This is a genomic window from Streptomyces deserti, from assembly GCF_054782695.1.
Genome location: NZ_BAAGRZ010000010.1, coordinates 135,452 through 149,530, shown reverse-complemented (window position 1 = coordinate 149,530; position 14,079 = coordinate 135,452). Strand labels below are relative to the sequence as shown.

Annotated in this window: 16 protein-coding genes; 5 read left to right on the top strand and 11 right to left on the bottom strand. The window is 69.5% G+C overall.

Annotation, left to right across the window (positions count from 1 at the left end):
* Positions 1 to 177: 177 nt before the first annotated feature.
* The 4 genes from ACYVMZ_RS19305 to ACYVMZ_RS19290 form a co-directional block, all read right to left on the bottom strand.
* Complete coding sequence (locus tag ACYVMZ_RS19305; protein ID WP_461081362.1) at positions 178 to 1,560, bottom strand: replication initiator; 1,383 nt, start codon at positions 1,558 to 1,560, stop codon at positions 178 to 180.
* A gap of 300 nt (positions 1,561 to 1,860) precedes the next feature.
* Positions 1,861 to 2,058, bottom strand: coding sequence for a hypothetical protein (locus tag ACYVMZ_RS19300; protein ID WP_461081211.1), 198 nt, complete (start codon positions 2,056 to 2,058; stop codon positions 1,861 to 1,863).
* Positions 2,055 to 3,356 carry an FtsK/SpoIIIE domain-containing protein gene (locus ACYVMZ_RS19295; RefSeq protein ID WP_461081209.1) on the bottom strand — a complete coding sequence of 434 codons (1,302 nt, stop codon included), beginning with the start codon at positions 3,354 to 3,356 and terminating at the stop codon, positions 2,055 to 2,057. Before ACYVMZ_RS19295 ends, ACYVMZ_RS19300 begins: the two co-directional genes overlap by 4 nt.
* The gene (locus ACYVMZ_RS19290; RefSeq protein WP_461081207.1) at positions 3,356 to 3,703 is read right to left on the bottom strand and encodes an SCO3933 family regulatory protein; all 348 of its coding nucleotides are present in this window, start codon (positions 3,701 to 3,703) and stop codon (positions 3,356 to 3,358) included. The genes ACYVMZ_RS19295 and ACYVMZ_RS19290 overlap by 1 nt, the downstream gene beginning before the upstream one ends.
* Before the next feature lie 160 nt (positions 3,704 to 3,863).
* On the opposite strand from ACYVMZ_RS19290, the gene ACYVMZ_RS19285 reads away from it, so the two are divergent.
* A complete protein-coding gene (locus tag ACYVMZ_RS19285) occupies positions 3,864 to 4,643 on the top strand; it encodes a GntR family transcriptional regulator (RefSeq protein ID WP_461081205.1) in 780 nt (259 codons plus the stop codon).
* A gap of 407 nt (positions 4,644 to 5,050) precedes the next feature.
* On the opposite strand, the gene ACYVMZ_RS19280 is transcribed toward ACYVMZ_RS19285, so the two are convergent.
* Both ACYVMZ_RS19280 and ACYVMZ_RS19275 read right to left on the bottom strand, forming a co-directional pair.
* On the bottom strand, positions 5,051 to 5,350 hold the full coding sequence (locus tag ACYVMZ_RS19280; protein ID WP_461081203.1) for a hypothetical protein: 300 nt from the start codon (positions 5,348 to 5,350) through the stop codon (positions 5,051 to 5,053).
* A gap of 330 nt (positions 5,351 to 5,680) precedes the next feature.
* A complete protein-coding gene (locus ACYVMZ_RS19275) occupies positions 5,681 to 6,238 on the bottom strand; it encodes an ATP-binding protein (protein WP_461081201.1) in 558 nt (185 codons plus the stop codon).
* Between the two features lie 245 nt (positions 6,239 to 6,483).
* On the opposite strand from ACYVMZ_RS19275, the gene ACYVMZ_RS19270 reads away from it, so the two are divergent.
* Together ACYVMZ_RS19270 and ACYVMZ_RS19265 are read left to right on the top strand one after the other, a co-directional pair.
* Positions 6,484 to 6,798 (top strand): hypothetical protein, encoded by a 315-nt coding sequence (locus ACYVMZ_RS19270; protein WP_461081199.1) that lies wholly within the window; start codon positions 6,484 to 6,486, stop codon positions 6,796 to 6,798.
* Complete coding sequence (locus ACYVMZ_RS19265) at positions 6,759 to 7,820, top strand: sporulation protein (protein WP_461081197.1); 1,062 nt, start codon at positions 6,759 to 6,761, stop codon at positions 7,818 to 7,820. The genes ACYVMZ_RS19270 and ACYVMZ_RS19265 overlap by 40 nt, the downstream gene beginning before the upstream one ends.
* A gap of 3 nt (positions 7,821 to 7,823) precedes the next feature.
* Here ACYVMZ_RS19265 and ACYVMZ_RS19260 read toward each other — a convergent pair whose 3' ends face one another.
* The gene (locus ACYVMZ_RS19260; protein ID WP_461081195.1) at positions 7,824 to 8,738 is read right to left on the bottom strand and encodes a phosphotransferase enzyme family protein; all 915 of its coding nucleotides are present in this window, start codon (positions 8,736 to 8,738) and stop codon (positions 7,824 to 7,826) included.
* Between the two features lie 315 nt (positions 8,739 to 9,053).
* Between ACYVMZ_RS19260 and ACYVMZ_RS19255 the strand changes: the two genes are divergently transcribed.
* The gene (locus tag ACYVMZ_RS19255) at positions 9,054 to 9,689 is read left to right on the top strand and encodes a hypothetical protein (protein WP_461081193.1); all 636 of its coding nucleotides are present in this window, start codon (positions 9,054 to 9,056) and stop codon (positions 9,687 to 9,689) included.
* A 99-nt stretch (positions 9,690 to 9,788) separates the two neighbouring features.
* Here ACYVMZ_RS19255 and msrA read toward each other — a convergent pair whose 3' ends face one another.
* Together msrA and ACYVMZ_RS19245 are read right to left on the bottom strand one after the other, a co-directional pair.
* The gene (msrA, locus tag ACYVMZ_RS19250) at positions 9,789 to 10,505 is read right to left on the bottom strand and encodes a peptide-methionine (S)-S-oxide reductase MsrA (protein ID WP_461081191.1); all 717 of its coding nucleotides are present in this window, start codon (positions 10,503 to 10,505) and stop codon (positions 9,789 to 9,791) included.
* A gap of 100 nt (positions 10,506 to 10,605) precedes the next feature.
* Entirely contained in the window at positions 10,606 to 11,724 is a 1,119-nt protein-coding gene (locus ACYVMZ_RS19245; RefSeq protein ID WP_461081189.1) for a hypothetical protein, read from the bottom strand.
* A 151-nt stretch (positions 11,725 to 11,875) separates the two neighbouring features.
* On the opposite strand from ACYVMZ_RS19245, the gene ACYVMZ_RS19240 reads away from it, so the two are divergent.
* Positions 11,876 to 13,039: a cystathionine gamma-synthase gene (locus ACYVMZ_RS19240; protein WP_461081187.1), complete on the top strand. Its 1,164-nt coding sequence runs from the start codon at positions 11,876 to 11,878 to the stop codon at positions 13,037 to 13,039.
* 22 nt (positions 13,040 to 13,061) lie between these two features.
* Here ACYVMZ_RS19240 and ACYVMZ_RS19235 read toward each other — a convergent pair whose 3' ends face one another.
* Positions 13,062 to 13,310 (bottom strand): hypothetical protein, encoded by a 249-nt coding sequence (locus tag ACYVMZ_RS19235; RefSeq protein ID WP_461081185.1) that lies wholly within the window; start codon positions 13,308 to 13,310, stop codon positions 13,062 to 13,064.
* 58 nt (positions 13,311 to 13,368) lie between these two features.
* Complete coding sequence (locus ACYVMZ_RS19230; protein WP_461081183.1) at positions 13,369 to 13,872, bottom strand: sigma factor-like helix-turn-helix DNA-binding protein; 504 nt, start codon at positions 13,870 to 13,872, stop codon at positions 13,369 to 13,371.
* Positions 13,873 to 14,079: the final 207 nt, after the last annotated feature.

Sequence of the window (14,079 nt, the reverse complement as noted above, 5' to 3'; positions counted from 1 at the left end):
ACGTGATTGTAGGGCGACGCTTTCTCCTGCCGTGCGCCGTTGGCTTGGCCGACTGTCTCGGGTGCCTCCGGGTCGACGAGGCGGAAGGCCAACGCCACGCGCTCGATCACAGCCAGGTCCTCTATGACCGGGGGAAGTCCCTGCCGAGCGCGTGATTCGGCGACTCGTTTCCGAAGCTCATCCGGCACCAAGGGCGCCCCCGTAGGCGGAGGAGACAACGTCACGGGCGGCTTCTCGGCCGATGGCCAGGTCTTCGGCGATTCCGGCCGCGATGAGCGCGCCGCCGGGGGTGTGGCCGGAGCCGACGTAGCGCCAGTGCCGTTCGGTGACCGTGCTGGGGGTGCCGTCTGGCATGTCGGCCTGGCCCACGTGGTTGGCGCGTTCGGCGCGTAGTGCTGTGTAGGTCGTGGAGTAGGCGCGGGACTTGGTGAGGATGTGGCCCCGGTAGCCGAGCGTGTGAGCCCAGGCGCGCAGGCGCAGAGGCTCGTACTCAGGCAGGGCGCCGAGGCGCCAGCAGGCCCGCATGAGCGTGCGGACGTGTTCACTCACGGGGACTGTCTCGATGTCGTGCCAGGTCGTGAGCGGGTGGTCGGTGCCGGCGCCTGTCTCGCTCGCGCCCTTGGTGACGTACTTCGCGACGTACGCGGCTACAGCGTCATCGTCGGGCCCGTCGCCGTCCGCATGCAGTGGCCGGGCGTCGATCTGGTTGCCCCAGCGCAGGGCCAGCTCACCGACGGCCGGGCTGTACGGGGTGCGGATCAGGACACGCCGGGCCGAGGCCCGTATGGCATCGGCCAAGGGGTCGACGCTGCCCCAGGCCGGGGGTTCGTCGGCCGGGCCGTTGGGGCCGTCGAGGCGGACGATGGCGTGCACGTGGACGGCCGCCCGCTTCTGGTACTCGGCGACGCGGGCGAAGGACAGCCGCGCGTGCTGGGTGAAGCGGGACTGTACGAGGCCGACCGAGGAGGCGAGGCGTCGCCGGACGTCGATGACGAACCGATCCCACAGCTTGGATGCGTGCGCGTGCCACAACACGTGGCCCGTGTAGTCGTAGCAGTCGGCGCAGAGGGGTTGGCCGACGGAGGGATCATCCGGTGCGTGGACGATGCCGCAGCCAAGGGGGCGGCCGTGTTCGCACACCCCACGGTCGCGGCGGGGGCGGCACAGTTCCCCGGCGCGGTGCACCGGGCCGAAGGACGGGGCGGTCAGGGTCACGAACAGCCGAGGCCGTTGGCGGACGGTGGCGGGGACGTTCTTGCCTCCGAGGAGGCCCGCGCGGACGAGGTGGTAGGTGTCTCCGGCGTGAAGGCGGGAGCAGGCCGGGCAGACGGTTGCACGTCGGTTGCGGCAGCGGACGAGGAGGCGTTCGCCGGGTTCGTTGCGGGTGTCGTAGTGATGGAGGATCTCGCCGGTTGCGGCGTCCAGGGTGGTAGTCGAGCCGGACAAGTGGACCGGGTGAGCGCAGCCACCCGTGGCGGTGACTTGTTCCAGCCAGCGCGGGAATTTGGGGTCTTGGGCGAGGCGGATTGCGTCGCGGTCTGCTTCGGAGAGCTGACGCAGGCGCGCCGCGTGGTCGAGGGTGGCGCGCCGGTCAGCCGGGGTGTACTCCGGGGTGATGGTGGTGACCTTCCGGGGTGGGCCGCCGTAGCGGCGCGGTGGGTGGGTGGTGGGGTGTTGTGGGGCATGGGGATCACCTCCGTTGCGTGGTCGGATGGGCTGTGAGGCGGTCAGCGGATGGTTCCGGTGCCCCGGCAGACGCGGCAGCGCCTCCGCCGACCGGTCCAGGTCCTACGGGCCCCGTCGCCCTTGCAGTGGGGGCACCTCACGCGAGGCATCGGCATGGGCGTGTGTCCTTTCTGCTCAGGTGTGGGAGAAGCCGTTGATCACCCAGGTGACGAGGCCGTGGATGGTGAAGAGCACCGGCGTCTGACCGAGGTAGAGACCGAAGAGGCCGACGCAGACCGCTTCCCAGGTCCGCACGTCGCGGGAGCGGACCAAGAGGACGGTGATGATCCCGAAGACCACCGCGAACGTGAACGCCGTACCTTCGCTGATCACTTCTCGTCTCCTTCCAGTGCCCCAAGGGCACGGTCCAGGGCGGGCAGTTCCGGGGTGAGGGCTGCGTGCTTGCGGGCCGTGGAGACGGCCTCTTCCGTGGGGGTGAGGTGGGAGCGGGCACGGCTCCAGCCGCCGTCCGGGCCGGTACAGACGGCCACGCCCCGTTCCTCCGCCGTGATCGCTTGCGCGACAGCCACGGCATCCTTGTTCAGGTCGCCCAAGGTCATCTCGGCTGTGCCGGGGTCGTTGACCCGGTGGCATATCCGGCCGCCGAGCTGAGCTCGCAGCGCGGTGACACCAGGCCCGAGATCGGAACCGACCCGTTGGCCTGCCACCACGAGGTGGACGCCGAGTGCGGCCCCGAGTTGAGCCAGGCGCAGCAGCAGGGTGGAGCACTGCTCGGCTTCCGCCTTGCTCTCTCGTGTGCCGTCGGACAGGTACAGCTCCGCGATCTCGTCGACGATCACGACGACCGGCACCGGGCGGAGCTTGTCCGGGAGCTCCCAGATCGAGCGCACACCGGCCGAGCGGCATGCGCTCATCCGGTCCTGCATGTCGACCACGAGCGCGGAAAGCACGGCGACTGCTTCGCGTCGACAGGTCGCCAGTGCGCTCAACCGCCCGGCGAACAGCCCGAGTTCCATGCCGCCCTTGCAGTCGATGCCGACCAGGGCGACGGGCTGCGGCGCGAGCTGAGTGATCAGCCGGGCCAGCAGGGTGGACTTACCGGACCGGGTGGCCCCGGCGATGAGCCAGTGCGGCACGAGGCGCAGGTTCATCACCCAGGCCCCGCCGGTTTCCAGTGCGCCGATGAGCGCGGACAGCAGTTCGGTGGGGGCGGTGGCCAAGCCGGGCCGCTGAAGCGGATCGCTGCCCATCGCGGTCAGCAGGACGAGCCCGCGTTTCGGCGAGGTCACCCGCACCGCGTGGACCTTCCAGGCGTGCACGAGGGCATCGGCCGCCTTCATGTACGTCGCCGGGGTCTGGCCCGCGTGCAGCCGCACGGTCACGGTCAGGCCCATGCGGGTGGCCCGGGGGAAGGAGATCCGCGGGACCACCGGCCGCAGCGGTTCGCCTTTGACCATCAGGTCACCGAGCAGCCCGCGCGGCGGGCGCCGGGATACGGCGAGGTCGTTGAGCATGGCGACCTTGCGCCAGGTGAACGCCACCCGGCACGCGGTGACCGGGTAGTCGACGAGGTACCAGTGCCAGGCCGGCCGATGGCGGCGCACCAGGTCGCCGACGACGAGCACCCACGCGAGCACGGCCAGGGCGAAGGCGAGCAGGGTGGGCCCCATCAGGCGTCACCGCCCTTGCCGTGGGCCGCCGGTCCGTGTGCGGGCGTGATCGCATCCGCGCGGAAGCTGACGCCCTGCCGGTCGCCCATCGACCAGACGAACGCCGTCAGCCCGGTGACCTTGACGACCTGGCCCGGTTCGATGCCCTTGGGCTCACCGCTGATGGCGATCTCGATCACGGAGATACGCCGTCCGTCCGGCCGCACGGTGACGGCCACGGTGTAGACCGGGTTGCCCTCCCGGTCCTTCTTCACCTCCTGTGTCTCGGAGTTGCTGAACTTCACTTCGGGCGCGTTGGCGCACCGCAGTACGCCGAGTCGCGCCGTGTCCACAGGAATGGACTGCATTGGATTGGCCTCCCTGGCCAGTCGGGACACCAGCGAGATACTGACGTCACTTGTCCTTACGAGTGACGAGTCTGGAGTGCTGTACGGCGAGAGCGCAAGTACTTATGCTGACGAGTGATGTCGCGCGTGCGACGTGCCTACGACCTCAGGAGATGCCGAGATGTCGGAGATCCAGCGCCCAGGAGCCCTCTACCAGCAAGTCGCCGCCGCCATCCGCGAGGCAATCCTGTCGGGCGAGTTCGCCCCCGACTCCCTGTTGCCGTCCGAATCGCAGCTCATGACCCGCTACGGGGTGTCCCGGCCCACCGTTCGGAACGCCATCTCCGCACTGCGCGCGGAAGGACTGATCGACGTCCGCCACGGCAAGGGCAGCTTCGTCCGCTCCGACGGCCAGCCCACGCTCACTCTCGAACGCCGCATCAGCCGCACCACCGACGGCCGGTTCCTCATGCCCAACGGCGACGTCTGGGACGAAGCCGAAGAACCCAGCACGTACCGCACGCACACCACGAAGGCCACCGGCCGACTGCTCGGACTCGGCGAAGAAGAGGCCTTGTTCGGCTGCGACCGGCTCCTGATCGACAAGGCCACCGGCGCCCGCGCGATGCACCGCACGCTGATCCCCGTCGAAGTCGCCGAGGCCGTGCCACTGCTCGCGGAGGAGCCGGGCAAGCGCCCGGCAGCGATCTACGGGGTGCTCACCACGGACGGCCACAAGTTGTGGTGGTCGGAGAAGGTCCGCGCCCGCATGCCGCTGCCCGATGAGCGCGCCACGCTCCAGCTCCCTGACGCGACCCCGATCCTGCACCTCGCCCGCGTCACGCACGGCACCGACGATCGCCCACTGATCCTCGAAGAGCTCCGCATCGGCGCGGACCGTGCCGAACTCGCCTTCCGGATCACCGCCGACAAACAGCCCGCACGACGCACCCGCGCCTGAACACCAACGGCGATCGGTCGAAACAGCCTTTACTTCCTCAAGGGCGCGCCTGCGGCGCGCCGGGCCGCCCGGCCGCCCCGGCCGGGCGTGCGGCGTGGGCGCCGGTCCCGGCCGGTCGCCGGGCGCCCCACACGGCAGCACACCCGAGGAGGCAAGGCGTCGCCCGGCCGTCGTGGGCAGGGGCGTGGTGGGCTGGGGGTCGACGGCCTCCGAGACTTTAGGCAGCTCCCATGGGGCGAGTCTCGAAGAACAGGGGGCCGACCGGGCCATTGCGGGCAGGCCAACAGCCAGCCCGGTTCGCGGGCGAGCGTAAGGCCCCCTGTTCTCTCGCCCCATGGCAGCTACTGCCCAAAGTCTCTGCGGCCGGCGACGTGCCCACGTGTACCGCTCACCAGCGATAAGGCGGCTCATGCCGCACCACCGTCGCCATCGGCGCGCGCCTCCAGGAGCACGGCAAGCCGGTCTATGGCACCGGGCCAGCCCGCCAGGCGCACGACCCCGCGCCCGCTCTCGTCCGTGGAGGCCACCGCCCGTACGGCGGACAGCTCGAACCCCGCGCCGAGCAGCGCCCGGTTCAGTCGATCAGCGGCCTCACGAGCTTCACGCCAGCCCGCCACGTAATCGACTCCCGGCACCCAGAGGCCGGAGTCCACACCTGCGATGCCGTCGAGCCCATCGCCGAGCCAGTCCTCACCCGCTCCAGTCACCCTCGCTCACCTCAGCCCTGTTGCAGATAACAGCACGTCAACTTGCTTGAGTTAAGGGCCAGAAGCGACGCAGCGCAGCGGCCCCGGTACCATCAGGCACCGGGGACCGCTGCGTCCCCTGCCGGGCCACCCTTCGCTTTCCAGGGCTGACGGGGTGGCCCGGTCTCGGTATGCGGTTGTGAAGCGCGGCCCCTTACTGGAGTGGGGAGCTCCGTGATCCCGAAGGGACCGCGCTCCGTTGGCCGGAGGGGTCAAACTCCGGCCGGTTTCCGGGCCGCCGCCGAACTCCTGATCGCTAAGGAGTCGACACGGGCGGCAGCCCGGAGATCATCAGTGCGGTTTGCCCTCAGCACAGCCGTTCAGGTCGAAGCGACACCAGACCGTCTTGCCGCCGCCTTCTTCCGGCGTCCACCACACCGCCGCCGCCATCCGCTGAGTGATCATCAACCCACGGCCGCTGTCCGGTAGCACTGCCTCAGTCAACTCACCCATCAACTCCGGGCAGACGAAGTCGCCCATGGGAAGAAGCGGTGGCGTCGAGTCCTCATCCTTGACGCCGATGAAGAGCCACTTCGGATACAGCTTGAACGTCACGTCGATGCGCCGACAGCCGTTGGGGCGGGCTCGACCACGATCCGGAACCGCATGGTTCACCACATTCCCAACCAGCTCCGAGACAGCCAGCCGCGCGTCGTACACCACTTCACCCGTAACGACGCCGCGCAGGAACGCCGACGTGGTGTCGCGCGCGATTCGTGCCACGTCTCCGCACTCGGCGAAGAGCGTCAGTGCCAGGAAGTGGCCATTGGCGGACGGATCCGGCGCCGCGAACCAGTGGGCGTACGCCTCCACCTCTCTCGCCACGTACTCGGCTTTCCCCGCGTCCATCGCATCCCCTCCTGAGCCTCCACGGCACTCACGTCGACCGCTTGCTTCACGCAAGCCAGTACACGGCGCAGTGGGCGCGATCGGGAGCGTTCACCCGGGGGTTCACGTGAACACCTGCAAAGCCAAAGGGGGTTCGCGAATGAACCCCCCGGGGTGATACTGCTGTGACAGGATGAGCACTTGCCGTCATTCTCGGGTTGGCAGGGGAGCATGAGCCGAGAGCCGAACGCGCATTGATCGCAGTCATGGACGAGGCCAGGGTCTCGAACAAGGGCCTTGCGAAGCGCATGAAGGATGCCGCCGCTCAGCGCGGTATCAGTCTCGGGACCACCCACGTTGCCGTGCAGCGATGGCGAGACGGCGCAGGGATCAAGCCGGAGACAGCGGCGATCATGGCTGACGTACTCAGCACCAAGCTTGGCCGCCGTATCACGCCCGGGGATCTCGGCTTCTTCGACCACACACGGCCCACCGCGCCAGATCCGATCGGCATCCGAGCACGGTCCCCGACGTACTGTCCATGCTGGACGGACTCGCCCAAGAGCGCGCCGATGCGGTGACATCCGAGGAACTGATCATTGCGGACGCCGAACTCAGTTCTGCCGTTCTGTCGTGGATGATCGCGCGCCCCGACGGCATCCAGGCGGACAGACCCGCTCACCAACGGGTCGGCATGCGCGACGTACGGGCAATCAGGGACGCCGCCGCCACCTTCATGCAACTCGACTTCAAGTACGGCGGAGGCCATGGTCACAAGGCGCTACGGCACTACTTCCGCCATGAAGTGCTGCCCCTGCTCAGCGCCAGCTACAGCGAGAAGGTAGGCACGGCCTTATTCGGTGCCGCCGCCGAGGTCTCCCAGTTGCTCGCGTGGACCGCATACGACTCGGGAAACCACCGGCTTGCCCACCGCTATCTCACATCCACGCTGCGCCTGTCCCAGGTCATCGACGACCGCATGTTCGGCGCCCGCATTCTCGGCAATCTCAGCCACCAGGCGAACTACTTGGGCAACCACGCCCAGGCCGTCCAGCTAGCCCGCGCGGCCGTCGAAGGCGCCAAGGGCCGGGCCACCCCGCGTGCCATGGCGAATTACTGGGCGATGGAGGCCCGAGCGCTCTCCAACGCGGGAGACCGGACCGGCGCGGCCCTTGCGATGAACCAAGCAGAACGCCACTTCGAGCGTGCCGACAGCGCCGAAGACCCGGCATGGTTGAGCTACTTCGACGACGCAGAGCTGTTGGGCGAGTTCTGCCACTGCTTCCGCGATCTGAAGATGCGCCGTGAAGCAGTCGAGCACGCACAGCGGGCTGTGGACACCACTGATCCGCAGTACGCCCGCACCCTCGGCTTCTGTCGCATGGTGCTCGCACAGAGCCAGCTACTGAATGACGAACTGGAAGCCGCCGTCACCACAGCAAGCCTTGCCGTGGACGGCGGCGACTCCATCCAGTCCTCCCGCTTCCAGCGCTACGTGACCGACTTCCAAGCAGAGGTCAGTGCGTACGCGGCCAACCCCGCCGTCGTAGCCTTCAACGAGCAGGTGAACGAAGCACTCGCCCGACTCGACGAGGACGAGTAGCAGCTACCAAGGGCGCCAGTCGCGCGGCGCATCGTCGTTCCGCAGGGCAGCGATGCGCCGGCGGTACTCGGCCGCCGTCTCTTCGTTCTCCTGCACGTTCTGCATGAGCCACGTGGTCATACCGAACTCTTGGAGCCGCCGGAGCGTGTCGTAGCCGTGCCAGTCGTGCAGGTCCCGCCCATAGGCCCGCACGAAGTCGGCGTACTGCTCGTCGGTCTGCCACCCAAGGCTGTGGTGCTCGACCGCCGTGACCATCAGGTCCCACTCAGGGTGATCGAAGCAGAAGGCTTCGAAGTCGATCAGGATGACTTCTCCCCGATCGTTCACCATCAGGTTCTGCACGTGCGCGTCACCGTGCACCGGCCCCTTCGGAGTCTCGAACTTCAACTCCTCGAACTGATCGCGCAGCTCCCGCCAGCGCTTACGGAGAAAGACCCTGTCGTCTTCCGGGATCGGTGCCCGGCGGATTCGCAGCTCTTGCTTGTCGAAGGGGTCGAACGAAGGAAGCTCCAGCCCGGCAGGCACCGTCATGGAGTGCAGATCCCGCAGGATGCCCCCCAGCTCCCCGTACGTAGCCTTACGGTCGCCCTCGACGATGAGGCGCCAGAAGGTCACCGGGTGGCCATCGATCAAGAACGGCTTATCCAACCCGTCGACTAGGCGCGCGGCAGGGAACCCCTCCCCGGCCAGCCACCGCGACACAGCCACCTCGACACGAGCCTTAGGTAGCCATGGCTCGCCCCGCGCCACACGCACGATCACCGGCGCCGTGTCCAAGCGGAACAGCGCGTTTTCTCCGAGCCGGATCAGCTCTGCCTCTCTGCTGTCCAACCCTGCCGCCCGGCAGGCCGCGCTCATCACCTGCGCAGCCCTAACCGACGTGAACCCCTCTTCCGATCGAGCAGCGTCAACCGCCATGCCCGTACCAGCTCCCCTAGTCGTGCGCGACCAACCGACGCGCGCCCACGGGTGACCAACCCGACGCGCGCCAGACACGACCTCGACGGTACCTAGGGACGCGTATGTCTGACGAGAAGAGGCCAGCCCTGCGAGGCTGGCAACGCACTCCCGGTGGCCGGGGCCAGCCGAGGTCGGCAAGCCTCCAGAGGGCGGCAGAGGCGTTCTCGGACCCTCCCGCACGATCCCCTGCCTGCTGCGGGAGGGATGAACCAACTTACGGTTGAATCGGTGGCGTTCACCCAAGAGCGATAATTCCGTACATATGATCGCGCCATGGCACTGCAACCTGTTGAGGCCACTCTGATAGTCGGAGCAGTCGGGGTTTTGACGACGACGTCTGCTGTGCTGATCACTCACCGGCTGACCCTTCGCCGGGACCGCCAGCACCGAGTGTGGGACCGCCGCATGGACACCTACGAAGAGGTGCTGCGCAGCCGCCGGGTTCTGGCACAGCACCGGGCGGAGGTGCTGCGTACGCAATCGGCCAAGTCGAGCGTTATCGACGCCGAGAAGGAACTCAACGCCTTCCTGCTGACCCAGGCTCAGTTGGACATGTTCGGCTCGCCCGCGGTCAGGGCCCTGGATACCCTTTCGCTGGCAGCTTTCAACCACTGGGCCCGTCTGCTGTCGGAGTGGCGCGATCTGTACGCCCGCGCTACGAGCCACTTCAACAACCAAGAGATGTGGGACGAGGCCGACAGGAAGTGGGCTGAACTGAAAGAAGCCTCGGAGACCGTGGACCTGGCTGACAGGCGACTGGTCGAGGTAATCCGGGACGAGGCGGAGTTCAGCCGATTCCGTGCGCGTACGCCGTGGCAGCGCCTGGCAACGAGGTTGCAGCGCCCTCTTCGCACCCGGCGGCGGCGCATCGAGCGCGCGGAGGGCACTCAACCGACGCACTCCGTGTGACCACGCTGAGAGGGGGACTGCCGGGCAGGGGCTGCGTACGACAGCCGTGGCACCGCCATCAAGGAAGACGGTGCCATGGCCAGCAAGTCCTGGATAGATCTACTTCTCGCGCGCTTCCGGCGCCGGAGCAACCCCCGTCGGGCAAGACGCCCCCCAGTTCGTCTCGAACGGGGTACTTAGCTTGACCCCCGTCCCGCCCAGCCCGCAGTACCCCGCCGGGTTCTTGTCGAGGTACTGCTGGTGGTACGCCTCCGCCGGGTAGAACGGGCGGTCCTTCGCCGGGAGGATCTCCGTGGTGATCGCGCCGTAGCCGGAGGACGTCAGGACGTTCTGGTAGGCCTCGCGGGAGGACGTGGCCGTGGCCGCCTGCCCGGGGGTGTGGGTGTAGATCGCCGAGCGGTACTGCGTGCCGACGTCGTTGCCCTGGCGGAAGCCCTGCGTGGGGTCGTGGGACTCCCAGAAGGTCTTCAGGAGCCTGTCGTACGAGATCAGCTGCGGGTCGTAGACCACGCGGACCACCTCCGTGTGGCCGGTCAGGCCCGAGCAGACCTCCTCGTACGTGGGGTGCTCGGTGTAACCGCCCTGGTAGCCGACCAGGGTCGTCCAGACGCCGGCCGGGAGCTGCCAGAACTTGCGCTCGGCACCCCAGAAACAGCCCAGGCCGAAGTCGGCGATCTCCAGGCCCTCGGGGTACGGGCCTAGGAGCGGGTTGCCGAGCACGGTGTGGCGGTCGGGGACCGTGAACGCCGGCTCCGGGCGGCCGGGCAGCGCCTGCTCGGGCGTCGGCAGCTGGGGCGTACGGCTGTGCAGGAACATGCGGTCTCCTATCCGGGGCGGCGTATGGGTCAACGTCCGGGGGCCGGGTGGAATTCCGGTGGGTTCCGGCCGGCCCCGCGGTCCTGACCCCGGCGGCGCCTCAGCGCGGCAGGCTCGCCGGGCTGCCGCCGTTCGCCTCGAAGCCCGCCACCGCCAGCGCCCGGTAGACCGCGAACTCCGCCGCCGGGTCGGCGGACAGGGTCCACGGCAGGGCGCCGACATGGCCGTCGATGTGTATCAGCTGGTGCATGGCCTCCGCCCAGCGTTCGCCGCGCACCAGGAAGAACACCAGCATGTGCCGTACGTGCGCCAGCATCGGGTCGTCGGGGCGGGCCGAGTGCACCGCGTGCAGCGCGCCGTGGATCGCCTTGGTGACGACCTCGCTCTGCCAGAAGCTGCTGACCAGGGTCACCTCGGGCAGGTGCTCGAAGACCGCGAAGAGCGGCATGGCCGCCAGCAGCGAGCCCTGGGGGGCGCGGGCCGCCGCGGCCTCCGCGAACTCGTACGCCAGCTCGCGCGAGCCGTGCCACTTCTCGCACCAGTAGTGCAGCGCGGCCAGGTGCGCTCCCATGTGGGCCGGGGCGCGGTCCAGGATCTTCAGCCAGAGCTGCTCGAACTCCTTCTGGGAGTACGCCAGTCCGCGGGCCACCGACAGCTCGATGATGTACGGGATCGGGTCACCGGGGGCCAGCAGCGCCGCCTCGCCGCACGCCGCCTTCGCCTCCTCCATGATGATCCGGAACTCGTCCGTCCCGGGCGTCGCCGTCCGCCACGCCTGCTGCACCAGGAACTCGGCGTGCACCGCCGCACCGCCCGCGTCCTTGGGCTGCTCGGCGCGCCACACCCGCAGCCACTGCCCGCCCGGCGCCTCGCCCACCCCGCCGGGCCGCTGCCGCAGCTCCAGCGAGGCGGCACCCGCGAAGGCCTGCACGCGCTGCCAGCGCCGCTCGCCCTCCGTCTCCGTACCGGCGAGGAGTTGCTGGGCCGCGCGGTAGTCCTGGGTGCGCTGCACCAGGTCCAGGACGTCCAGCAGGTCCTGGTCGGGGCCGGGCATGCGGATGTCCAGCTCCTCCTCGCGGACGAAGCCGTAGTTCGCCGGGTCCGCGGCGTCCGGGTGGTCGGGCGAGACCAGCCCGATCGCGCCCCGCCTGCGGCGCAGATACGGCAGCAGCACGAAGCCCAGCATGACCAGTGCCATCAGGACCCAGAGAATCTCCATGTCTACAGCGTTCCAGACGCCGCCGACTCTTGGCCAACGTGGTGGGCGGCCCTGTGGAAAACCCCGCAAAACCCCGCGCGGACCGGCGTGCGCAGTGGGTCGGAGCTCCTCATCCGTCACGAGCGCCGTCGGCGCACTACCCTCGGTGCCCATGAGCGACAGGCACATCAGTCAGCACTTCGAAACGCTCGCCATCCACGCGGGCAACACCGCCGACCCCCTGACCGGCGCGGTCGTCCCGCCGATCTACCAGGTCTCGACCTACAAGCAGGACGGCGTCGGGGGCCTGCGCGGCGGCTACGAGTACAGCCGCAGCGCCAACCCGACCAGGACCGCGCTGGAGGAGAACCTCGCCGCCCTCGAGGGCGGCCGTCGCGGCCTGGCGTTCGCGTCCGGGCTGGCGGCCGAGGACTGCCTGTTGCGTACGCTGCTCAGCCCCGGCGACCACGTGGTGATCCCCAACGACGCGTACGGCGGCACATTCCGCCTGTTCGCCAAGGTCGTCGCCCGGTGGGGCGTGGAGTGGTCGGTCGCCGACACGAGCGACCCCGCCGCCGTACGGGCCGCCCTCACCCCGAAGACCAGGATCGTGTGGGTGGAGACCCCCTCCAACCCGCTGCTCGGCATCACCGACATCGCCGCCGTCGCTCAGGTCGCCCAGGACGCGGGCGCCCGCCTCGTCGTCGACAACACCTTCGCCACGCCCTACCTCCAGCAGCCGCTCTCGCTCGGCGCGGACGTCGTCGTGCACTCCCTGACCAAGTACATGGGCGGCCACTCCGACGTCGTCGGCGGCGCGCTGATCACCAGCGACCCGGACCTGGGCGAGGAGCTCGCCTTCCACCAGAACGCGATGGGCGCGGTCGCCGGGCCCTTCGACTCCTGGCTGGTGCTGCGCGGCACCAAGACCCTCTCCGTACGCATGGACCGGCACAGCGAGAACGCCACCAAGATCGCCGACATGCTCACCCGGCACGCGCGCGTGACGAGCGTGCTGTACCCGGGGCTGCCCGAGCACCCCGGCCACGAGGTCGCCGCCAAGCAGATGAAGGCGTTCGGCGGCATGGTCTCCTTCCGTGTCCAGGGCGGCGAGGAGGCGGCCGTCGAGGTCTGCAACCGTGCCAAGGTGTTCACGCTCGGCGAGTCCCTGGGCGGTGTCGAGTCGCTCATCGAGCACCCCGGCCGTATGACGCACGCCTCCGCGGCCGGCTCCGCCCTGGAGGTGCCCGCCGATCTCGTCCGTCTCTCCGTGGGCATCGAGAACGTCGACGACCTGCTCGAAGACCTCCAGCAGGCCCTCGGCCAGGTGTATTGACCTGCTGTCCCTCGTGACGGGATCACCAGCCGGTCAGGGGTGGAGTCGTGTCGGACGGCGGCTCCACCCAGGGGCGCGCGGTCAGCGCCCACACGACGAACGCCACGCTCGCCGCGCACATCAGCAGCCACATCACGCGGCGGGCCAGCACCCGGCGCCGCAGCATGCGCCCACCGCGCCGCACCGCCTCCGCGTACACCTCGGGCGGCACCGCCGGCGAGGCCCGCTCCAGCATCCGCCGCACGGCCGCTTCCCGGTCGGGCCTGTTCATGCGGGCCTCCTGTCACAGACAGCCCTCCCCGGGCGCCCCGTACTTCCGTACCGCCCCCTCACGACGGCACCGCCTTCGCCCCCAGCACCGCCGGTGCCGGCCCCCGCGGCGGATGCAGCAGGGCCGTCGTCGCCCGGTGGCAGATGGCCCGGACGCGCTCCGGGGACAGGCCGAGCAGGGCCGCGGTCTGCTCCTCGGCGACGCCTTCGTAGAGCCGCAGGACCAGGATCAGGCGCTCCTGGGGGGTGAGGCGGGCCAGGACGCTCGCGGGGTGCGGGCGGGCCCGGCCCAGGCCGCCGTAGTGGTGCCACGCGCCGCGCGCGAAACGGGTGGCCAGGTACTGGCGGGCGCGGTCGTAGGGGTCCTCGCCGCGCAGCCGGTCCCAGCACGCGTACGTGTGGGCCAGCGCCAGGGTCAGCAGGCGCCGCGCGCGCGGATTGTCGTCGGCGGTCTCCGCGGTGAGCAGGGTGGCGGTGTGCAGCAGGCGCCCGGCCGCGCCCGCGACGAACGCCCCGAACTCCCGGTCCCGGCGGGCGGCCTGGGACGCGTGCCGTTGTCGCACCGCGCCTCCCGCGTGAGCGTCCCCTTGAGGATGCGGGCCCCGGCCGCGTACGGGACATGACAGCCGCGTACGACGAGGACCCGGTCTCATCTGAGGCCAGGGGTGGCCTCTCGGTCAAGAGCCGCGCAGTGCGTGGTCAAGAGCCGCGCACTGCGTATCGGTCGGACGCGGCACACGTCGTCTGACCGCGGCACGCGCGCGTGGCGC